The sequence below is a fragment of the Klebsiella sp. WOUb02 genome (genome assembly GCF_050058015.1).
Taxonomy (GTDB): Bacteria; Pseudomonadota; Gammaproteobacteria; order Enterobacterales; family Enterobacteriaceae; genus Klebsiella.
Window position 1 is genome coordinate 3,786,915 of sequence record NZ_CP170110.1, and the last position, 21,089, is coordinate 3,808,003.

A 21,089-nucleotide genomic window follows, 5' to 3' on the forward strand; every position below is an offset into this window, starting at 1 on the left:
GACCGGGGCTGGCGTTTGATAAACCCGGATCGCACGCTCAACGGCGTCATCCGGGTTTTTTTATGCGGGAAAAGGGGAATCTCCCCTGCCGAACCCATCCCCGTTTTCCTTGGTTTCTGTTGCTGTTTTTTGAGCGGAATCGCGTTAGCATGAGTCAGGACTCATCTTACCTGGGGATCTCATGGCCATTAAACTGATTGCAATTGATATGGACGGCACGCTTCTGCTGCCGGACCATACCATCTCTCCCGCTGTTAAAACCGCGATTGCTGCGGCCCGCGCGCGCGGCGTCAACGTGGTGCTGACCACCGGTCGGCCATATGCCGGCGTGCACAGCTACCTGAAAGAACTGCACATGGAGCAGCCGGGAGACTACTGCATCACCTACAACGGTGCGTTAGTGCAGAAGGCCAGCGACGGCAGCACCGTTGCGCAAACGGCGCTGAGCTATGATGACTACCGCTATCTGGAACAGCTTTCCCGCGACGTCGGCTCCCATTTTCACGCGCTTGACCGCAATACCCTGTATACCGCCAACCGCGATGTAAGCTACTACACGGTGCATGAATCCTATGTTGCAACCATCCCCCTGGTTTTCTGTGAAGCCGAAAATATGGATCCCAACATCAAGCTGCTGAAGGTGATGATGATTGATGAGCCGGTGATTCTGGACCAGGCCATCGCGCGCATTCCGGCAGAAGTGAAAGAGAAATATACCGTGCTGAAAAGCGCGCCATACTTCCTCGAGATCCTCGATAAGCGCGTCAATAAAGGCACCGGCGTGAAGTCGCTGGCCGATGCGCTGAATATCAAGCAGGAAGAGATCATGGCGATTGGCGATCAGGAAAATGATATTGCGATGATTGAGTTCGCCGGCGTCGGCGTGGCGATGGATAACGCGATACCGACCGTTAAAGAAGCGGCAAACTTTATTACCAAATCAAACCTTGATGACGGCGTGGCGTATGCCATTGAAAAGTATGTTCTAAATTAAACCCTCTTTCCTGGAAATCAGCCCGCGACCCTCGCGGGTTTTTTTATGTCTGCCGTTTCCCCGCCATAAATATTCTCATTATCAATTGTCGTTTTTGTGATCTAAATTGTAGTACAACACAATATTGTTGTACTACATTATGGCCATGGCAATGATGAGTGCTATCACGTTAGTACTACAAAGTTGAGGCGAAATCCGGCGGTCACGGTAAAGTAGAGCAGGACATACAGAGCACAAGGACTCTCCATGACTCTCAATAAAACCGATCGCATTGTTATCACGCTGGGCAACCAGATCGTCAGCGGCAAATACGTTCCCGGCTCGGCGCTGCCGGCGGAAGCGGAGCTGTGTGAAGAGTTTGAAACCTCGCGCAACATTATTCGCGAAGTGTTTCGCTCCCTGATGGCCAAGCGGCTGATAGAGTTGAAGCGCTATCGCGGCGCCTTCGTCGCACCGCGTAACCACTGGAACTACCTGGATACCGAGGTGCTGCAGTGGGTGCTGGAGAATGATTACGACCCGCGCCTGATTGGCGCGATGAGCGAAGTGCGAAACCTGGTGGAGCCGGCCATCGCCCGCTGGGCGGCGGAACGCGCAACCTCGAGCGATTTAGCGCAAATCGAAGACGCGCTCAACGACATGATTGCCAATAACCAGGACCGGGACGCCTTTAACGAAGCCGACATTCGCTATCACGAAGCGGTGCTGCAGTCGGTACATAACCCGGTATTACAGCAGACTGAGCGTGGCAATCAGCTCGCTGCAAAGAGCGGTATTTGAACGAACCTGGATGGGTGATGAAGGCAACATGCCGAAGACCCTCCAGGAACATAAGGCGCTGTTTGATGCCATCCGGCATCAGGATAGCGAAGCGGCGGAGCAGGCGGCGCTCACCATGATCGCCAGCTCAACACGAAGGCTGAAGGAAATCACATGACATCACGCTACATCGCAATTGACTGGGGATCGACCAACCTGCGCGCCTGGCTTTTTGAGGGCGACAGGTGCCTGGAGAGCAGGCAGTCGGAAGCAGGCGTCACCCGCCTCAACGGCAGGTCCCCGGCCGCGGTGTTTAGCGAGATCACCGAAAGCTGGCGCGATGAAGCCACGCCGGCGGTGATGGCGGGGATGGTCGGCAGCAATGTGGGCTGGAAGATCGCTCCGTATTTACCGGTTCCGGTCCATTTTTCGGCTATTTGCCAACAGTTAACCGCCGTTGGCGACAATATCTGGATCGTTCCCGGCCTAAGCGTCTCCCGGGACGATAACCGCAACGTGATGCGCGGCGAAGAGACGCAGCTGCTTGGCGCGCACGCGATCGCTCCCTCTTCCGTCTACGTGATGCCCGGCACCCACTGCAAATGGGTGCAGGCCGATGGCGAGCAAATTGTTGATTTTCGCACCGTGATGACCGGTGAGCTGCACCATTTACTGCTGCAACATTCGCTGGTGGGCGCCGGTCTGCCGCAGCAGGAAACCTCCGCGGAGGCATTTTCCGCCGGCCTCGAGCGCGGGCTGATCTCCCCCGCCGTGTTAGCGCAGCTTTTTCAGGTTCGCGCTTCGCACGTGCTGGGTACGCTGCCGCGCGAGCACGTCAGCGAATTTTTATCCGGTCTGCTGATTGGTGCCGAGGTTGCCACCATGAGCGAAAGCGTGATTGACCAGCAGATAACCATCGTGGCCGGAGAAGCGTTGGCGAACCGCTATCAGCAGGCGTTGGCCGCATTTGGCCGCCAGGCGACGGTCATTTCCGGCGATACGGCTTTCCAGGCGGGTATCCGGTCCATCATCCAGTCGGCTTCTTTACTGGCCGCGCCCGCTCGCTGAATTGAGCCGGCGACCGGGGATGCCCGGGCCCGCTGTCCCGACGCAGTCTGAATGATTTTGTCTAAATAAGGAGCATCGCATATGCAGTGGCAAACTAAGCTTCCGCTGATCGCTATTCTGCGCGGCATCACGCCGGAAGAGGCGCTGGCGCACGTTGGCGCCGTTATCGACGCGGGCTTCGATGCCGTCGAAATCCCGCTGAACTCTCCCCGCTGGCAGCAAAGTATTCCGGCCATCGTCGAAGCGTTTGGCGATCGGGCGCTGATTGGCGCAGGCACCGTGCTGCAGCCGGAGCAGGTTGACGAGCTGGCGAAGATGGGCTGTCGGCTAATCGTTACGCCCAATATTCACGCTGAGGTTATTCGCCGCGCGGTGGGCTACGGCATGACCGTCTGTCCCGGATGCGCTACCGCCACGGAGGCTTTCACCGCGCTCGATGCGGGTGCCGGCGCGCTGAAGGTGTTCCCGTCCTCCGCGTTTGGCCCGGATTATATCAAGGCGCTGAAGGCCGTTTTACCGCCAGAGGTTCCCGTCTTCGCCGTCGGTGGCGTCACGCCGGAGAACCTGGCGCAATGGATTGATGCCGGCTGTGCCGGCGCCGGACTGGGGAGCGATCTTTATCGCGCCGGACAGTCCGTCGAGCGCACCGCGCAGCAGGCGGCCGCATTTGTTAAAGCGTATCGAGAGGCAGTGCAATGAAAATAACCAAACTGACTACTTACCGTTTACCCCCGCGGTGGATGTTCCTGAAAATTGAAACCGATGAAGGCGTCGTTGGCTGGGGCGAGCCGGTAATTGAAGGGCGCGCGCGTACCGTCGAAGCGGCGGTGCACGAGCTGGGGGAGTACCTGATTGGCCAGGACCCGGCGCGTATTAACGACCTGTGGCAGGTGATGTACCGGGCCGGCTTCTATCGTGGCGGCCCCATTTTGATGAGCGCCATTGCCGGCATCGATCAGGCGCTGTGGGATATCAAAGGTAAAGTGCTCAATGCGCCGGTATGGCAGCTGATGGGCGGCCTGGTGCGCGACAAAATTAAAGCCTACAGCTGGGTCGGCGGCGATCGCCCGGCGGAAGTTATCGATGGTATTAAAAAGCTGCGCGGGATTGGTTTTGATACCTTCAAATTAAACGGCTGCGAAGAGATGGGGGTTATTGATAATTCCCGCGCGGTAGACGCAGCGGTCAATACCGTGGCGCAAATTCGCGAAGCCTTCGGCAATGAAATTGAGTTTGGACTTGATTTCCACGGCCGCGTCAGCGCGCCGATGGCTAAAGTGCTAATTAAAGAGCTGGAACCGTATCGTCCGCTATTTATTGAGGAGCCGGTGCTGGCGGAGCAGGCGGAATATTATCCAAAACTGGCGGCGCAAACCCATATTCCGCTCGCGGCGGGCGAACGTATGTTCTCGCGCTTCGAATTCAAGCGGGTATTGGAAGCGGGCGGCCTGGCCATTCTGCAGCCGGACCTGTCGCATGCGGGCGGCATTACCGAATGCTATAAAATCGCCGGCATGGCCGAGGCCTATGACGTGGCGCTGGCGCCGCACTGCCCGCTGGGCCCGATTGCCCTGGCCGCCTGCCTGCACGTCGATTTCGTCTCACGCAATGCGGTTCTCCAGGAGCAAAGCATGGGTATTCACTACAACAAGGGCGCGGAGTTGCTCGACTTTGTGAAAAATAAAGAAGACTTCAATATGGAAGGCGGCTTCTTTAAACCGTTAATGAAGCCTGGGCTGGGAGTGGAAATTGATGAAGCCAGAGTGATTGAACTCAGCAAAAATGCGCCGGACTGGCGTAATCCATTGTGGCGTCATGAGGATGGTTCCGTCGCCGAATGGTAATGTCCGTCATACTTTGCACCGGTGATGCGTTGGCTGTATTTTCTTACCCCAGTCACATACAAACGTATGCTCCTGGGAATGCGAAAACTCGCCGCCTTTCCCCGGCACAAATTATTTAGCGCATTACGCTTAAGCTATTAATAAAAAATTCAAATAAACCCTCTGTAAATTACAGGGCATGGTGAGCGGTTTCGCTATGCCCAAAATCTGGAGACAGATTGCTATGGATATATCAGTGACAGCTGCAAAAACCGGGCGTCGTCGTTATCTGACGCTGGTTATGATCTTTATTACCGTTGTTATTTGCTACGTTGATCGGGCTAATCTTGCCGTCGCCTCCGCGCATATTCAGGAAGAGTTTGGGATTAGCAAAACGGAAATGGGCTATATTTTTTCTGCTTTTGCCTGGCTATATACGCTGTGTCAAATTCCCGGCGGTTGGTTCCTCGACCGCGTCGGTTCGCGAATGACCTACTTTATTGCCATTTTTGGCTGGTCGGTGGCGACGCTATTTCAGGGCTTTGCCACGGGGCTAATGTCGCTGATTGGTCTGCGAGCGATTACGGGCGTGTTTGAAGCTCCGGCTTTCCCGACCAATAACCGCATGGTGACCAGCTGGTTCCCGGAGCATGAGCGCGCATCGGCGGTCGGCTTCTACACCTCCGGTCAGTTTGTGGGGCTGGCGTTCCTGACGCCGCTGCTGATCTGGATCCAGGAGCTGCTGAGCTGGCACTGGGTGTTCATCGTCACCGGCGCTATCGGTATTGTCTGGTCGTTAGTTTGGTTCAAGGTCTACCAGCCTCCGCGCCTGACTAAAAGCATCAGCAAAGCCGAGCTGGACTATATTCGCGACGGCGGCGGCCTGGTGGACGGCGATGCGCCGGTCAAAAAAGAGGCGCGGCAGCCGATGACCGTGGCCGACTGGAAGCTGGTATTCCATCGTAAGCTGGTCGGCGTCTACCTCGGGCAGTTCGCCGTCACCTCCACGCTGTGGTTTTTCCTGACCTGGTTCCCCAACTACCTGACTCAGGAAAAGGGGATCACCGCGCTTAAAGCGGGCTTTATGACCACGGTGCCGTTCCTTGCCGCGTTCGTTGGCGTGCTGCTCTCGGGCTGGCTGGCGGACAGGCTGGTGCGAAAAGGCGTGTCGCTGGGCGCCGCGCGTAAAACGCCTATTATCTGCGGGCTGCTGATATCGACCTGTATTATCGGCGCGAATTACACCAACGATCCGGTGTGGATTATGACCCTGATGGCCATCGCCTTCTTCGGTAACGGCTTTGCTTCTATCACCTGGTCACTGGTGTCGTCGCTGGCGCCGATGCGCCTGATTGGGCTGACCGGCGGCGTGTTTAACTTTGTCGGCGGTCTGGGCGGGATCACCGTTCCACTGGTGATTGGCTATCTGGCGCAGGGATATGGTTTTGCTCCTGCTCTGGTTTATATTGCCGTCGTGGCTCTGATTGGCGCGCTTTCATACATTGTGCTGGTGGGCGATATTAAACGTGTAGGCTAATTCTTGCCGATACTATACCCTGATGCGAACGCCGTGCATCAGGGTAGTCCTATGAAACAAATCACTTTTGCCTCTCGTCATCATCAGTTGACCAATACGCGCGTCTGGACTGCGGACAGCCAGTGGCTGGTTTTTGACGTCCGCCCTTCCGGGACCTCCTTCACCGGGGAGACGATTGAGCGGGTCAACGTCCACACCGGCGCGGTAGAGACTATTTATCGCGCGCAGCAGGGCGCTCACGTTGGGGTGGTGACCGTTCATCCGACGAAAGATGCCTACGTTTTTATTCACGGCCCCGAGCGCCCGGATGAAAGCTGGCATTATGATTTCCACCACCGCCGCGGCGTGGTGTCGTTTCAGGGCGAGTGCCGTAACCTCGATGCGATGGATATCACCGCTCCATATACCGCCGGCGCGCTACGCGGCGGTAGCCACGTCCATGTTTATAGCCCTGATGGTCAACGGGTCAGCTTTACCTATAACGATCACGTGCTGCATGAGCGCTCGCCCGCGCTGGATCTGCGCAACGTTGGGGTGGCCGCGCCCTATGGCCCGGTAGTACCGCGCGGGCAGCATCCGCGTGAATATGGCGGCAGCCACTGGTGCGTGCTGGTCAGCCGGACGACGCCTGAGCCGACGCCGGGCAGCGATGAAATCAACCGCGCCTATGAAGAGGGCTGGGTTGGTAACCATGCCCTGGCCTTTATTGGCGACACGCGATCGGCAGAGGGAGCAAAGGTCCCGGAGCTGTTTATCGTCACCCTGCCGAATAGCGAAGCCGGCTGGAGGCGGCAGGGCGATGCGCCGCTGGCGGGTACCGATACGACGCTCCCCGCGCCGCCGGCCGGAGTGATGCAGCGGCGCCTGACCTTTACCCACGACCGCCGCTATCCCGGATTAGCCACCGCGCCGCGCCACTGGATGCGGGCTAATCCGCAGGCGACGGAGATTGCGTTTTTGATGCGCGATGATGCCGGCGTGGTTCAGCTGTGGTTGATTTCGCCGCAGGGTAGCGGCCTGCGGCAGCTAACCGCTAATCGTTCGGATATCCAGTCGGCCTTTAACTGGCATCCGTCGGGCGACTGGCTGGGATTCGTGCTGGAGAATCGGATTGCGCTTTGTGACGCCCGGTCTGGCGCGGTGACGTTTTTGACGGCCGAGGGGGAAAGCGCGCCTTCGGCGGATGCGATCGTCTTTTCGCCGGATGGTAAATATCTGGCATGGATGGCGGAGGTGGGCGGCTATCGTCAGACTGTGGACCACCGAGGTTACGCGTTAGATCAAGGATTTGGCATTGACGCTGGCGGGATAACCGAATTGGTCGCCAGCGACTCTTGTTCGCTTTTTTCTACGCGCGATTTTATCGAGCTATCGGTACGGAACATATCCCACGGCAGCAGCAGCGTATCCATCACCGCGGTGAGGGGCATATCTATCGCCACCAGGGATTTGGTGCCCCAGTTGGCATCGCTATCGCCCAGCATCTGCGCGCTGGCTCGCGTTCCCGGGTAGGTTCCTTCCTTGCCGCCGGTATGAGACATCACGCTGGAGCAACCGCTCAAGCCTACCATTCCACCGAACAGGACCAGCTTTAACAGACCGCTTTTCATCATTCTTCCATTATTGTTTCGGGCATTGAGATAACCATTTATCGGTTATATCGGGCCATCCTCTGAATGCATAGCGTTATTACGCCGCACTGTGGCAGGCATCGCATTTTGCTTTTTGTGCTCCCCTCAGTCTAAGCAATCGTCGGCAAACTGCAAAAAAAATTGCGGCATTCGTCTTGAAAAACGCGCCGGGAAACCCATTTTAGAAACGTGGCCCAATGAGAATACGCCTGCGGGGTATTCCGGGTAATAACGACCTGTCCATGATGGAAGGTCATAAAATTCTCGCTGATTTCAGGAGCTATTTATTATGCGTAATTTCGATCTCTCTCCGCTGTATCGTTCTGCTATTGGTTTTGACCGCCTTTTTAATCTGTTAGAAAACAATCAGAGCCAAAGTAATGGCGGCTACCCTCCGTACAACGTTGAGCTGGTAGACGAAAACCATTATCGCATTGCGATCGCCGTTGCCGGCTTTGCCGAAAGCGAACTGGAGATCACCGCCCAGGATAATCTGCTGATCGTCAAAGGCGCCCATGCCGGTGAGCAGCAAGAGCGTACCTACCTCTATCAGGGCATTGCCGAGCGCAACTTTGAGCGCAAATTCCAGATCGCGGAAAACATCCACATCCGCGGCGCGAACCTGGTGAACGGCCTGCTGTATATCGAACTGGAACGCGTGATCCCGGAAACGGATAAACCGCGCCGTATCGAAATCAACTAATCCCGTTGGGTCGCCCGCGCGGCCCGCTATTGAAACTTGCTCGCCGTCAGGGGGCAGATGCGGGTTATCAAACCTGCGGTATTCACTCGCTTCTTAGAAGGAGAAACACATTATGCGTAACTACGATTTATCCCCGCTGCTGCGTCAATGGATCGGTTTTGACAAACTGGCTAACGCTCTGCAAACCGCCGGTGAAAGCCAGAGCTTCCCGCCTTATAACATCGAAAAAAGCGACGATAACCACTATCGCATTACCCTTGCGCTGGCCGGTTTCCGTCAGGAAGATCTGGACATTCAGCTGGAGGGGACGCGCCTGAGCGTGAAAGGCACGCCGCAGCAGGCGGAAAAAGAGACGAAGTGGCTGCATCAGGGGCTGGTAAGCCAGGCCTTTAGCCTCAGCTTCACTCTTGCCGAAAATATGGAAGTCTCCGGAGCCACCTTCAACAACGGCTTGTTGCATATCGATCTCACCCGCAATGAACCGGAAGCGGTTATCCCGCAGCGGATCGCGATTAGCGAGCGTCCGGCGCTCGATAGCTAATTCGGCAAGACCATCCAGGCCCCGATCTTTCGGGGCTTTTTTTTGCCCTCCTGCGCTGCAATGACCGCCAGAAATACCCGCTACGCGCTTGTGATGACCCGCTGATTATTGTGCGCCATGCTGCATACAGGCCCCCGAGGGTTGAGCCATAATCCTTGGCATTACTAATGTTATTCACAGGGAAAACACGATGAGTGATATAGCATTGACCGTCAGCGTCCTGGCGCTGGTTGCGGTTGTCGGATTGTGGATCGGCAATGTCAAAATTCGCGGCGTGGGTTTTGGCATTGGCGGCGTGCTGTTTGGCGGTATCATCGTCGGCCACTTTGTCGATCAGGCAGGCGTTACCCTCAGCGGCCCCATGCTGCACTTTATTCAGGAATTTGGCCTGATCCTCTTCGTCTATACCATCGGTATTCAGGTCGGGCCGGGGTTCTTCGCCTCTCTGCGCGTCTCAGGTCTGCGCCTCAATCTCTTTGCCATCCTCATCGTGATCCTCGGCGGTCTGGTGACCGCGGTACTGCATAAGCTTTTTAATATCCCGCTGCCGGTAGTGCTCGGTATTTTCTCCGGGGCGGTCACCAATACCCCGGCGCTGGGGGCCGGGCAGCAGATCCTGCGCGACCTTGGCGTGCCGCTCGATATGGTAGATCAGATGGGGATGAGCTATGCCATGGCCTATCCGTTTGGCATTTGCGGCATTTTGCTCACCATGTGGCTGGTGCGCCTGTTCTTTCGCGTCAACGTCGACAAAGAGGCCCAACAGTTTGACGAGAGCAGCGGTAATGGCCATGCGCTGCTGCAGACGATTAACGTCCGCGTTGAAAACCCGAACCTGAATAATATGGCGATTCAGGACGTACCGATGCTCAACAGCGACAGGCTGATCTGTTCGCGCCTGAAGCGGGATGAGCTGCTGATGGTCCCGGCTCCGGGCACGCTGATCCAGACCGGAGACCTTCTGCATCTGGTGGGGCGCCCGGAGGATTTACACAATGCGCAGCTGGTGATCGGCAAGGAGGTTTCCACCTCGCTTTCCACCCGCGGTACCGACCTGAAAGTTGAGCGGGTGGTGGTGACCAGCGAGAAGATCCTCGGCAGGAAAATCCGCGATCTCAACTTTAAGCAGCGCTATGACGTGGTGATCTCGCGGCTTAATCGCGCCGGCGTGGAGCTGGTGGCCAGCAGCCATGCCAGCCTGCAGTTTGGCGATATTCTTAACCTGGTCGGGCGCCCGGAGGCGATTGACGCGGTTGCCGCAGAGCTGGGTAACGCGCAGCAAAAACTGCAGCAGGTCCAGATGCTGCCGGTATTTATCGGCATTGGTTTAGGAGTGCTGCTGGGCTCTATCCCGCTGTTTATTCCCGGTTTTCCCGTCGCGCTTAAGCTGGGGCTGGCCGGCGGGCCGCTGATTATGGCGCTGATCCTCGGGCGAATCGGCAGCATCGGCAAGCTGTACTGGTTTATGCCGCCCAGCGCCAACCTTGCGCTGCGCGAGCTCGGGATCGTGCTGTTTTTGGCGGTGGTTGGCCTGAAGTCGGGCGGTGATTTTATCCTGACGCTGACTCGCGGCGACGGCCTGAACTGGATAGCCTACGGTATTTTCATCACCGGCATTCCGCTGCTGACGGTCGGTGTTCTGGCGCGAATGCTGCTGAAGATGAACTATCTGACCCTCTGCGGCATGCTGGCCGGCTCGATGACCGATCCCCCGGCGCTGGCCTTCGCCAACAACCTGCACGCCACCAGCGGCGCGGCGGCGCTGTCATACGCCACGGTCTATCCGCTGGTGATGTTTTTACGCATCATCACGCCGCAGCTCCTCGCCGTGCTGTTCTGGGGGATAGGCTAACGGGCTATCGAGGTGGACGCGGCGCAAATGGTAGTCCACCTGATACACGCTGGCGTTGCGAAACATAACCGAGTAATTGAGAAATTCGCCGCTGTCGCTGTAGGAGAGCGAGGTGATGCGCAGCAGCGGCGTCTGCTCCGGCACGTTCATCGACTGCGCCAGCTGCCTGTCCGCCAGCACCGGGGAGAGGCTCTCGTAGTTACCGCTAATCGTTAGCCCGCATTCCTTCTCGATGTAGTCAAATTTTGACCCCTCGAGATGCACCAGCGACAGATTACGAAACAGTTTTACCGGCATATAGCTGTCTTCCAGCATCAAGGGCTTCCCATCTACGTAGCGCACGCGTCGTGAGAAATAGATCCGCTCGTTAATCTGAATCCGCAGCTGGCTGGCAATCGCCGGCGGGGCGGCCATTACCTCGAAAACCAGTACCTGGCTGATCACCTCTTTCCCCTGCTGGCGCAGCACTTCGGCCAGGCCGGTAAGGTTAGTCGTTTCATGGTGCAGGTCTTTGCGCGCGACGTAGGTGCCGCTCCCGTGCCGCCGCACCACCAGTCCCCAGCTCACCAGCAGATCGATGGCTTTGCGAATGGTCATCCGCGCGACGCCAAACTCCTGCGCCAGCTTTTTCTCTCCCGGCAGCGGGCTGCCGATGTTGAAATCCGATGAATTGAGCCGCAGGCGTAATCTTTCCGCAATCGATTTGTAGATCACCAGTAGACCTCTATTTCAGTAGCTGAGGTGATTATCAAACCTCTTTTTTGTATTAATAATCATTAAATTACATACGTATATGCTGGTTTTTTTTCAGGACCATGATGGGCGGCATTGTTGTTGTCTATGTTTTATTAAAAAAGTAGACAACATTGCGCTTATTAAAACCATGAAAGCGATCACGAATCGCACCGACATTGCATGTTGGATGACGGGTAAATTCCTATTCTCGCTTTAGGCCGATACTCAAGACAAATAAGGCCACTCACCCTACAGGTTGTTAAATGAGGATTTTAAAATGCTCAGTCAAATACAACGTTTTGGCGGTGCCATGTTTACCCCGGTTTTGCTGTTTCCGTTTGCCGGGATCGTGGTCGGAATTGCCATTATGCTGCGCAACCCGATGTTTGTCGGCGAAGCGCTTACGGCCCCGGATAATTTATTTGCGCAAATCGTTCACATTATTGAAGAGGGCGGCTGGACGGTATTTCGTAATATGCCGCTGATTTTCGCCGTCGGCCTGCCGATTGGCCTCGCTAAACAGGCGCAGGGCCGGGCCTGCCTCGCGGTGCTGGTCAGTTTCCTGACCTGGAACTACTTCATCAACGCGATGGGGATGACCTGGGGCCACTTCTTCGGCGTCGATTTCTCCGTCGAACCCACCGCCGGCAGCGGCCTGGCAACGATCGCCGGAATTAAAACGCTGGATACCAGCATCATCGGCGCGATTGTTATTTCCGGCTTCGTGACCGCGCTGCATAACCGCTATTTTGATAAACCGCTGCCGGTTTTCCTCGGTATTTTCCAGGGCTCCTCGTTTGTCGTTATCGTGGCGTTCCTGGCGATGATCCCCTGCGCCTGGCTGACGCTGTTGTGCTGGCCGAAAGTACAGATGGGGATTGAATCTCTGCAGGCGTTTTTACGCTCGGCCGGGGCGCTCGGGGTTTGGGTTTATATTTTCCTTGAGCGGATCCTGATCCCAACCGGCCTGCACCATTTTGTCTACGGTCCGTTTATCTTCGGCCCGGCGGTGGTGGAGGGCGGCATTCAGATGTACTGGGCGCAGCATCTGCAGGAGTTCAGTCAGAGCACCGAACCGCTGAAGGCCCTGTTCCCGGAAGGCGGTTTCGCCCTGCACGGCAACTCGAAGGTCTTTGGCTCCGTGGGTATTGCGCTGGCGCTCTACTTCACCGCCGCCCCGCAAAACCGCGTCAAGGTTGCCGGGCTGCTGATACCAGCCACTCTGACCGCCATGCTGGTCGGTATCACCGAACCGCTGGAGTTCACCTTCCTGTTTATCTCTCCGCTGCTGTTCGCCGTGCACGCCGTGCTGGCGGCGACGATGGCGACGGTGATGTATATGTGCGGCGTGGTGGGCAACTTCGGCGGCGGTCTGCTGGATCAGTTCCTGCCGCAGAACTGGATCCCGATGTTCCATAACCACGCGTCGATGATGTTTATCCAGATCGGCGTCGGGGCGTGCTTCACCGGCATCTACTTCGTTATCTTCCGCACCCTGATCCTGCGCCTCAACCTGAAAACGCCGGGCCGCGAAGAGTGTGAAATCAAGCTCTACAGCAAGGCCGACTACCAGGCGGCGCGCGGCAAAACCAGCGCCGCGGGCGCGACGGAGGCCAAACTCGGCCAGGCCGCAGGCTTCCTGCAGGCGCTCGGCGGGGCGAGCAATATCGACAGCATCAATAACTGCGCCACCCGCCTGCGTATCACGCTGGTCGATATGGCGAAAACGCAAAGTGACGACGTCTTTAAAGCGCTGGGCGCCCACGGAGTGGTGCGGCGCGGCAACGGGATTCAGGTCATCGTCGGCCTGCACGTTCCTCAGGTTCGCGACCAGCTTGAAACCCTCATCAAAGATTCTCTACCGACCGAACAAAACACCATGACGGAGGCAGTGTCATGAAAAAATTCTCAGTTGTTATCGCAGGCGGCGGCAGTACCTTTACCCCGGGCATCGTATTAATGCTGTTAGCTAACCAGGACCGTTTCCCGCTGCGGGCGCTGAAATTTTATGACAACGACGGCGCGCGGCAGGAGACTATCGCCGAAGCCTGTAAAGTTATTCTCAAAGAGCAGGCGCCGGATATTGCGTTCAGCTACACCACCGACCCGCAGGCGGCGTTTACCGACGTGGATTTCGTGATGGCACATATTCGCGTCGGTAAATATCCGATGCGCGAAAAAGATGAAAAAATCCCCCTGCGCCACGGCGTGCTGGGCCAGGAAACCTGCGGACCTGGCGGCATTGCCTACGGAATGCGCTCGATCGGCGGCGTGCTGGAGCTGGTGGACTATATGCAAAAATATTCGCCGAACGCGTGGATGCTTAACTACTCCAACCCGGCGGCCATTGTGGCAGAAGCGACCCGCCGCCTGCGTCCGAACGCGAAAATCCTCAACATTTGCGATATGCCGATCGGTATCGAAGGGCGGATGGCGCAAATCGTCGGCCTGAAAGACCGCAAGCAGATGCGCGTGTGCTACTACGGCCTTAACCACTTCGGCTGGTGGACGTCGATTGAGGATCTGCAGGGTAACGACCTGATGCCAAAACTGCGGGAATATGTCGCGAAATATGGCTATGTTCCGCCATCTAACGACCCGCATACCGAAGCGAGCTGGAACGATACCTTTGCCAAGGCAAAAGACGTGCAGGCGCTGGATCCTGATACCATGCCGAACACCTACCTCAAGTACTATCTGTTCCCGGATTATGTGGTTGCGCACTCCAACCCTGAGCGCACCCGCGCAAACGAGGTCATGGATCATCGCGAGAAAAACGTCTTCAGCGCCTGCCGGGCCATTATTGCCGCCGGCAAATCATCTGCCGGTGATTTGGAGATCGACGAGCACGCCTCGTACATCGTTGACCTCGCGGCGGCGATTGCCTTCAACACCCAGGAACGCATGCTGCTGATTGTGCCGAATAATGGCGCTATCCATAACTTTGACGCCGATGCGATGGTCGAAATTCCGTGCCTGGTTGGCCATAACGGGCCGGAGCCGCTAACGGTTGGCGATATCCCGAACTTCCAGAAAGGGATGATGGGCCAGCAGGTGGCGGTCGAAAAACTGGTGGTCGATGCCTGGGAACATCGCTCCTACCACAAGCTGTGGCAGGCGATTACGCTGTCGAAAACCGTGCCGAGCGCCTCCGTCGCCAGGGCGATCCTTGATGACCTGATTGCGGCCAATAAAGAGTACTGGCCGGAACTGCACTAATCTCTCCCTCTCACCGGCACCCAACGGGTGCCGGTTCTTCCCTCTTCCCCCGTTCGTGATGAATTACGCTATGCTGGAGCCTGGCCGTGGCACGAACAAGGAACCCTGATGAAAATCTCCCGCGTCGGCGAAGCGCCGGATTATCGCTTTTCACTCGCCAATGAACGTACTTTTCTCGCCTGGATCCGCACGGCGCTGGGCTTTCTCGCCGCCGGCGTCGGCCTCGATCAGCTGGCGCCCGACTTTGCCACGCCGCTGATTCGCGAAGCGCTGGCGCTGCTGCTGTGCCTGTTTGCCGGCGGCCTGGCCATTTACGGCTACCTGCGCTGGCTGAGTAATGAAAAGGCGATGCGTCTGAAACAGGACTTGCCCTATACCCGGACGCTGCTGGCGATCAGTATTCTGTTGATGATTGTGGTCGTGGTGGTGATGGGACTGGTGCTCTACGGTGGATAGGCGTCGGATGCGGCGGGAGAGCGATCCGGGCCTGCAGCCGGAGCGCACGTCGCTGGCCTGGTTCCGCACGCTGCTGGGCTACGGGGCGCTGATGGCGCTGGCGGTCAAACACAACTGGCACAGCGCCGGCGCGCTGTTCTGGCTGTCGATTGGCGTGCTGGCCGTCGTTGCCATTATTCTCTGGCGCTATACCCGCAGCCGCAACCTGATGGATATCAACGAGAGCGATTTCGCACACTCCCGGGCGATACGTGACAAATTTTTGATCTCTCTCGCAGTGCTTTCGCTGGCGTTAATGTTTGCTGTAACTCATCTACGGCAAATTGTTTTATTCATTAAGGATGTGACATGACAGGACGTTGCCACAGCAGGAGTGCCGCAGAGAGGGAGCTGAAGGTACTGGACGTCAATATTTATCGCCATCACTGCCAGATCCCGGGGCAATATTATCGCCAGCTACGCCAGCAGGGCGTTTCAGCGATCCGCTTTGTTCCGCAGCTTCAGCCGGAAGATGCCGGGGCCTGGGGGGAGTTCCTGTGCGCGGTTTTTGCTATCTGGGTACGCGAGGATATCGGCCGGATCCTGGTGTTGCCCTTTGAGAGCGCTCTGCGCGGCTGGTGTGGTGAAGCGGTGCGTCCCGCCGACGCGCCGGTTACGCCAGATTGTCGTGACTGCCCGTGGCTAAGGTTATGCGGCGGTGATTGCCCGCCGCCGGATGCGGAAAAGGGGCAAAACCCGCTGTGCGCGGGTTATCGCCGGTTTTACAGCATGAGCGCGCCCTATATGCGCGTCATGCGCGATCTACAAAACCAGCAGCGGTCGCCCGCCGAGCTGATGCCGCTGCTGCGCTAACGGCGGGCTAGCGGCCCTTCGCCAGATACTGCGCCATTTCTTCTTCCGGCACCATGCCCCCGCCGGTGGCCCACACTAGGTGCGTGGCATTGCGCATCTGCTCCGGGCTAAAGCCGTGCATTTGCCGGTAGGTCTCGCTTGCGCAAATATGCTGCGGCCCCTTCATGCCCGCCAGCGCCGAAGGCTCAAGGCGGATATTTTCAGCCTGCGCCAGCCAGCCCAGTATGTCGTACATCGTCTGGTCGTCGAGGGTATACAGGCCATCCAGCAGACGCTCCATCGCCCGGCCGACAAATCCCGACGCCCGGCCAACGGCGAGCCCGTCGGCGGCGGTCAGGTTATCAATACCTAAATCCTGGACCGCAATCGCATCGTGCAGTCCGGTATAAATCCCCAGCAGCATACAGGGCGAGTGGGTCGGTTCGGCGAAGAAGCAGCGCACGTGGTTGCCGAAGGCCAGCTTGAGGCCAAATGCCACTCCGCCAGGGCCCCCGCCAACTCCGCACGGCAGATAGACGAACAGCGGATGGTCGGCATCCACCGCGCGGCCCTGCTGAGCAAACTGGGCCTTCAGACGCTCGCCGGCGACGGCGTAGCCGAGGAACAGCGTGCGCGAGTTTTCGTCGTCGATAAAGAAGCAGTTAGGGTCTGATTCGGCGGCTTTACGCCCCTGCTCAACCGCCACGCCGTAATCCTGGTCGTACTCCACCACCGTCACGCCGTGGCTGCGCAGCTTCGCTTTTTTCCACGCCCGGGCGTCGGCGGACATATGCACGGTGACCTTAAAGCCGATGCGCGCGCTCATGATGCCAATCGACATGCCGAGGTTGCCGGTGGAGCCCACGGCGATGCTGTACTGGCTGAAGAACTGTTTAAATTCAGGCGTCAGCAGCCTGCTGTAGTCATCCGCGGTGGTGAGCAGTCCGGCTTCCAGCGCCAGTTTTTCCGCGTGGGTCAGCACCTCATAAATGCCGCCTCGCGCTTTAATTGAGCCGGAGATCGGCAGATGGCTGTCCTTTTTCAACAGCAGCTCGCCCGCCACCGGCTGCACAAATTCCTGCTCCAGCCGCACCTTCATGGCCGGGATCGCCACCAGCTCGGATTCGATAATCCCGCCGGTGGCCGCGGTTTCCGGGAAGGCCTGCGCCAGATACGGGGCAAAGCGATCGAGGCGGGCGCGGGCGTCCTGGACGTCTTCGCCGGTCAGGCCGACGTAGGGTAAACCCTCGGCCAGGGTGGTGGTGGCCGGGTTAAACCAGGCGGTTTCTTTCAGGGCAACCAGCTCCTTCAGCAGCGGGAACCGGGAGATTAAAGTGGTCATGTCAGCGTTTTTCATATTACGTCTCTTTGGCGCTCAGATGATGAAAGAAAGCAGGAACGTACAGGCCAGCGCAAGTAAGGATGCGATAAATGTGGCCGTTGTATAGTATTTAAACGTCTCGCTCAGGCTCGCTCCGCAGTATTGTTTGACCAGCCAGAACAGGGAATCGGTGACGATCGTGCAGCCAATGGCGCCGGAACCAATAGCAATGGCGATGATCTCCGGACTCACGCCGGGATAAAGCGGCAGCATCGGGGCAACGATGGCGGTGGCGCCCATCATCGCGACGGTGGCAGAGCCAGGCGCAGGCATAGCGGCGGGATGGGGGAACCCCGGGCAGGACGCTTCGCGTCGCGGCCCGGGGAGAACTGCGGAAGCCCTAAACCGGCTGCTGATGGCGGCTAAAGCGCGAGGCCAGCGGCAGCCAGCACAGCATAATCAGCAGCCCCATCAGCATCATCAGCAGCCCGAGGCTGCCCTGGCCGGTCTGCGGCATCATGGCCGATAGCCAGGCCAGCACGCCGGAACCGATATTCTGCAGGCCGCCAACCAGCGCGCCGGCGGTACCGGCGAGGAACGGGAACGGCTCCATTGCGCCGCTGGTTGCCAGCGGAAACAGCATTCCGGCGCCGAAGAAGAACAGCGCGGCGGGCACCAGCAGCGTCCAGACGGTCATGACGCCCATCAGCCCCGGGAGCCACATCATAATTCCCGCCAGCAGGCAGCAAATCACCGATTGCCACATCAGCGTCGGGAAACGCTTGTTTGGACGCCCGGCGAACCAGGCGCCGAAGAAGGCCGCCGGGATCGGTAAAATAAACAGGATACTGACCGCCATGCTGCTCAAGCCCAGCACTGCGCCCATCAGCACGCCGGAGCAGGCTTCAAAAACGGCAATTCCGGCGAGGCCGCCGACCAGCATCAGCAGGTAGCAGTTGAACGCGCCGTTGCCGAAAAGGGTCCGGTAGCTGGTGGACAGGCGGGTTCGCGGCGCGGCGGCCGGGCGGGTTTCCGGCATCCAGCGCGCCATGCTAAAGGTCACCACGGCGCAAAGCACCAGCAGGAAAGCGTAGCAGGCGCGCCAGCTCCACAGCGTATTGAGGACCCCGCCAAGCAGCGGCGCCAGCAGCGGGCTGACCAGAATACCCATATTCAACAGACTGTTGGCATGTCTTAGCTGCGCGCCTTCATACAGATCGCGCGGCAGAGTACGCGCCATGACGCCGCCGACGCCGGTGCCCATTCCCTGAATCGCGCTGGCGATAATCAGCACCGTCAGGCTATGGGTGGTGATGGCAACCAGCGTCGCCAGCATAAAGATAGACATCCCGACCAGAATCACCGGGCGTCTCCCCACGCGATCGGACAGCGGCCCGTAAAAGAGGCTGCGATACGCCGTAGGTCAGCAAATAGGCCGCCATCACGCTCTGCACGGCGCCCTCGCGGACATTGAGCGAGATGGCCATGTCGGCAATGGCCGGAATATATATGGTCTGCGCCATCTGGCCAACGGCCACCAGCACGACCAGCATCAACAACAAATTGAAGTTTTTATGCCGTTTCATGTCGATGAATACTTTGTGGGTAGAGATAAATAAAGAATATGTGACTGGCACATCCGGTAAACGATGGAGGAATCTACCACATAAAAATGACAGAACAACCACCCGGCGGCGATTGTCAGGGAATTAAAGGCAGGTTTTGTAAACAATAATCGGCAACTAATGTTGCCATGATGCGCTAAGAGAGGCGCAGCAGGATCGCGCCGGCCGCGATGCCGCAGGCGGCAACAATTCGCAGGGCCATGACCCGCTCTTTAAGCAGGACGAAAGCGATGAGCGCGCCGAACAGAATTGAGGTTTCACGCAGCGCGGCAACGACCGCCAGCGGCGCCTGGGTCATGGCCCACAGCGCGAGGCCGTAGGAGCCCATCGTACTGATGCCCCCGAGCAGCCCCTTGTGCCAGTGCTGGCGCAGATAGCGGCTGACCTCCCGGCGACGGGTGACCATCGACCAGACCAGCAGGCAGCAGCCGTTCATCAAAAAGGACCACAGCGTGTAGCCCAGCGCGGAGCCGGAAAGCCTTACGCCGGTACCATCAACCAGGGTATAGCCGGCAATAAAGCAGGCGTTAATCAGCGCCAGTACGACGCCGCGCCGCGAGCTGGCCCGCCCGTTGTAGGCCATCGCCAGGATCGCCAGGCAGATCACCCCAATGCCAGACCAGGCCAGAGGGGAGAGGCGATCGCCGAGAAACAGGACGCTAATTATCGCCACCAGCAGCGGCGCCGTGCCGCGCATCAGCGGATAGGTCTGGCTCATGTCCGACACCTGGTAGGTTTTGGCCACCAGTACCGTGTAAACCACCTGCAGGGCGCTGGAAAGCAGCAGGTAGGGCGCGCTGGCGAAGGATGGCTGCGGCGCGAAAGGCAGCAGCAGCAGGGCGATGACCGCCGCCGAACCGCTCACGCTAATTGCCGCGTACATCTTATCGCCGCTGGCTTTGACGATCGCATTCCAGCTAGCGTGCAGCAGGGCGGCGAACAGCAGAATGCAGAAAACGTTGATCGTCATTAGGGTGGAGCACCGTGGTGGCGTGATGGTGAAACTGTAACATGCGCCTTTTCGCCCGGCCAGAGGCGGCTACAGCGAGCAGAACAAGCGATGCGTTACCCGCGGCTCATCGTAAACCGGGCGAAACCCCAGGCTTTCATAAAACGGCCACGCCGATGACGGCGCGTGGGTGTTGAGGAAATCGAACCAGGTGCTGGAATGGGTGATAACCGCCACCAGCAGACTGCTGTCCGACGCCCTGGCGACGGTAGCGCTCGCCGATGTACAGGTGGCGAATGCGCCCGGCCCGCGGCTGCTGGCTGTCGGCGTCAACGTTCAGCCCGCAAACGCCCACCAGCTCTCCACCACGGAAGGCCCCCAGCAGCTTCTCTCCCGGAGCGTTAAAGCGATTTTCTCCGCTTTGCCAGTTCTCCGCCAGGCGGCGCAGCATATTAAAGTGCTGGGCGAGGCTTTCGCTACGCAGGGCGAGAAACCCGGCGTCGTCCGGCGTGGTGGCGGCAATCAGCAGCGGTGGCATATTTTTCTCCATCAGTCGGCGCAGGTGAAGGGAGACCGCCTGTAGAGGGGCGGTTTCCCGCCCCTCCCAGGTGCGACCTGAACCTGAATCAGCGGAACTGTTTCAGGACAGCATCAAGCAGTTGCAACGCGGCAACCATGAGTTTCAGGATAAGAAGGATAATATCCATCGTGCCCATACGCGTCTCCTCGGTAAAGGAGCACAGCCGGCTGGCGTACCTTTCCGCCGCCTGTTGCCAGCCAGGGTATACGCCGCCTGCCTGAACACGTTGCCGTGCCCGGAAGATAGCGTATTTGTTGACGTAACACAGTGTGCTCTTTCAGGGTTAAGGCGCTGACGGCACCACCCGTTTCAGCCAGGACTTGATTGCGCCGGTAAACATGCGGCCCCCGAATGGCACAGAGTGAACGCTTTCAGTATAAGCATTTACTGTATAAATAAACAGTATTTTTCTCGACAAAAATCCACCGCCGATCCATACTCTATTTTATGAAAAACCGTGGCTAA

At 58.0% G+C, this 21,089-nt stretch carries 18 protein-coding genes, 5 pseudogenes and 1 other annotated feature; of the genes and pseudogenes, 15 read left to right on the forward strand and 8 right to left on the reverse strand.

All coding sequences use genetic code 11. The features are described from left to right. The first annotated feature begins 181 nt into the window (after positions 1 to 181). From yidA to ABOC21_RS25395, 7 genes and pseudogenes are all read left to right on the forward strand, one after another. Positions 182 to 994 (forward strand): sugar-phosphatase, encoded by an 813-nt coding sequence (gene yidA, locus ABOC21_RS25365; RefSeq protein WP_426813696.1) that lies wholly within the window; start codon positions 182 to 184, stop codon positions 992 to 994. A 246-nt stretch (positions 995 to 1,240) separates the two neighbouring features. Beyond that, positions 1,241 to 1,931 (forward strand): annotated as a pseudogene (dgoR, locus tag ABOC21_RS25370) (D-galactonate utilization transcriptional regulator DgoR). Continuing rightward, the gene (locus tag ABOC21_RS25375) at positions 1,928 to 2,821 is read left to right on the forward strand and encodes a 2-dehydro-3-deoxygalactonokinase (RefSeq protein ID WP_426813697.1); all 894 of its coding nucleotides are present in this window, start codon (positions 1,928 to 1,930) and stop codon (positions 2,819 to 2,821) included. The pseudogene dgoR and the gene ABOC21_RS25375 overlap by 4 nt, the downstream one beginning before the upstream one ends. Positions 2,822 to 2,902: 81 nt before the next feature. After that, entirely contained in the window at positions 2,903 to 3,520 is a 618-nt protein-coding gene (locus ABOC21_RS25380) for a 2-dehydro-3-deoxy-6-phosphogalactonate aldolase (protein ID WP_426813698.1), read from the forward strand. Then, positions 3,517 to 4,665, forward strand: a complete 1,149-nt coding sequence (gene dgoD, locus ABOC21_RS25385) for a galactonate dehydratase (RefSeq protein ID WP_426813699.1) — start codon at positions 3,517 to 3,519, stop codon at positions 4,663 to 4,665. The genes ABOC21_RS25380 and dgoD overlap by 4 nt, the downstream gene beginning before the upstream one ends. 178 nt (positions 4,666 to 4,843) lie before the next feature. Beyond that, a complete protein-coding gene (locus ABOC21_RS25390; protein ID WP_426813700.1) occupies positions 4,844 to 6,181 on the forward strand; it encodes an MFS transporter in 1,338 nt (445 codons plus the stop codon). A gap of 51 nt (positions 6,182 to 6,232) precedes the next feature. After that, a pseudogene (locus tag ABOC21_RS25395) lies at positions 6,233 to 7,460 on the forward strand (DUF3748 domain-containing protein). 1 nt (position 7,461) lies between these two features. Here the strand turns inward: ABOC21_RS25395 and ABOC21_RS25400 are convergent. Continuing rightward, positions 7,462 to 7,794 carry a YceK/YidQ family lipoprotein gene (locus ABOC21_RS25400; RefSeq protein WP_426813701.1) on the reverse strand — a complete coding sequence of 111 codons (333 nt, stop codon included), beginning with the start codon at positions 7,792 to 7,794 and terminating at the stop codon, positions 7,462 to 7,464. 239 nt (positions 7,795 to 8,033) lie between these two features. Continuing rightward, positions 8,034 to 8,108, forward strand: a sequence feature (ROSE (Repression Of Heat Shock gene Expression) occurs in the 5'-region of heat shock genes and acts as an RNA thermometer to modulate expression.). Here ABOC21_RS25400 and ibpA point away from each other — a divergent pair. The 3 genes from ibpA to ABOC21_RS25415 all read left to right on the forward strand — a co-directional run bounded on the left by ibpA (position 8,102) and on the right by ABOC21_RS25415 (position 10,908). Further along, complete coding sequence (gene ibpA / locus ABOC21_RS25405) at positions 8,102 to 8,515, forward strand: small heat shock chaperone IbpA (protein ID WP_426813702.1); 414 nt, start codon at positions 8,102 to 8,104, stop codon at positions 8,513 to 8,515. Its footprint overlaps the feature before it by 7 nt. 112 nt (positions 8,516 to 8,627) lie before the next feature. Further along, positions 8,628 to 9,056: a small heat shock chaperone IbpB gene (ibpB, locus tag ABOC21_RS25410; RefSeq protein WP_095102428.1), complete on the forward strand. Its 429-nt coding sequence runs from the start codon at positions 8,628 to 8,630 to the stop codon at positions 9,054 to 9,056. Between the two features lie 190 nt (positions 9,057 to 9,246). Further along, positions 9,247 to 10,908, forward strand: coding sequence for a putative transporter (locus ABOC21_RS25415; protein ID WP_426813703.1), 1,662 nt, complete (start codon positions 9,247 to 9,249; stop codon positions 10,906 to 10,908). Here the strand turns inward: ABOC21_RS25415 and ABOC21_RS25420 are convergent. Beyond that, entirely contained in the window at positions 10,855 to 11,622 is a 768-nt protein-coding gene (locus ABOC21_RS25420) for a GntR family transcriptional regulator (RefSeq protein WP_426813704.1), read from the reverse strand. The two genes, ABOC21_RS25415 and ABOC21_RS25420, sit on opposite strands and share 54 nt — an antisense overlap. A 298-nt stretch (positions 11,623 to 11,920) precedes the next feature. Here ABOC21_RS25420 and ABOC21_RS25425 point away from each other — a divergent pair, with 298 nt between their 5' ends. The 5 genes from ABOC21_RS25425 to ABOC21_RS25445 all read left to right on the forward strand — a co-directional run bounded on the left by ABOC21_RS25425 (position 11,921) and on the right by ABOC21_RS25445 (position 16,170). After that, a complete protein-coding gene (locus tag ABOC21_RS25425) occupies positions 11,921 to 13,543 on the forward strand; it encodes an alpha-glucoside-specific PTS transporter subunit IIBC (protein ID WP_426813705.1) in 1,623 nt (540 codons plus the stop codon). Then, entirely contained in the window at positions 13,540 to 14,862 is a 1,323-nt protein-coding gene (locus ABOC21_RS25430) for a 6-phospho-alpha-glucosidase (protein WP_426813706.1), read from the forward strand. Before ABOC21_RS25425 ends, ABOC21_RS25430 begins: the two co-directional genes overlap by 4 nt. Before the next feature lie 108 nt (positions 14,863 to 14,970). Further along, positions 14,971 to 15,318, forward strand: a complete 348-nt coding sequence (locus ABOC21_RS25435) for a YidH family protein (protein ID WP_426813707.1) — start codon at positions 14,971 to 14,973, stop codon at positions 15,316 to 15,318. Positions 15,319 to 15,325: 7 nt separating this feature from the next. Beyond that, a complete protein-coding gene (locus tag ABOC21_RS25440; RefSeq protein WP_426815576.1) occupies positions 15,326 to 15,670 on the forward strand; it encodes a DUF202 domain-containing protein in 345 nt (114 codons plus the stop codon). After that, positions 15,667 to 16,170, forward strand: coding sequence for a hypothetical protein (locus tag ABOC21_RS25445; protein WP_426813708.1), 504 nt, complete (start codon positions 15,667 to 15,669; stop codon positions 16,168 to 16,170). The genes ABOC21_RS25440 and ABOC21_RS25445 overlap by 4 nt, the downstream gene beginning before the upstream one ends. 7 nt (positions 16,171 to 16,177) lie before the next feature. Here the strand turns inward: ABOC21_RS25445 and dsdA are convergent, their stop codons facing one another. The 6 genes and pseudogenes from dsdA to tisB form a co-directional block, all read right to left on the reverse strand. Continuing rightward, positions 16,178 to 17,506 (reverse strand): D-serine ammonia-lyase, encoded by a 1,329-nt coding sequence (gene dsdA / locus ABOC21_RS25450; protein ID WP_426813709.1) that lies wholly within the window; start codon positions 17,504 to 17,506, stop codon positions 16,178 to 16,180. 18 nt (positions 17,507 to 17,524) lie between these two features. Continuing rightward, positions 17,525 to 17,797, reverse strand: a pseudogene (locus ABOC21_RS25455) (D-serine transporter DsdX); the annotation flags it as partial. A 73-nt stretch (positions 17,798 to 17,870) separates the two neighbouring features. Continuing rightward, positions 17,871 to 19,056: pseudogene (gene emrD / locus ABOC21_RS25460) on the reverse strand (multidrug efflux MFS transporter EmrD). A gap of 175 nt (positions 19,057 to 19,231) precedes the next feature. Continuing rightward, a complete protein-coding gene (locus ABOC21_RS25465) occupies positions 19,232 to 20,065 on the reverse strand; it encodes an EamA family transporter (protein ID WP_426813710.1) in 834 nt (277 codons plus the stop codon). 69 nt (positions 20,066 to 20,134) lie between these two features. Then, a pseudogene (locus tag ABOC21_RS25470) lies at positions 20,135 to 20,582 on the reverse strand (GNAT family N-acetyltransferase). Between the two features lie 88 nt (positions 20,583 to 20,670). Continuing rightward, a complete protein-coding gene (tisB, locus tag ABOC21_RS25475; protein ID WP_237372187.1) occupies positions 20,671 to 20,760 on the reverse strand; it encodes a type I toxin-antitoxin system toxin TisB in 90 nt (29 codons plus the stop codon). Between the last annotated feature and the right edge of the window lie 329 nt (positions 20,761 to 21,089).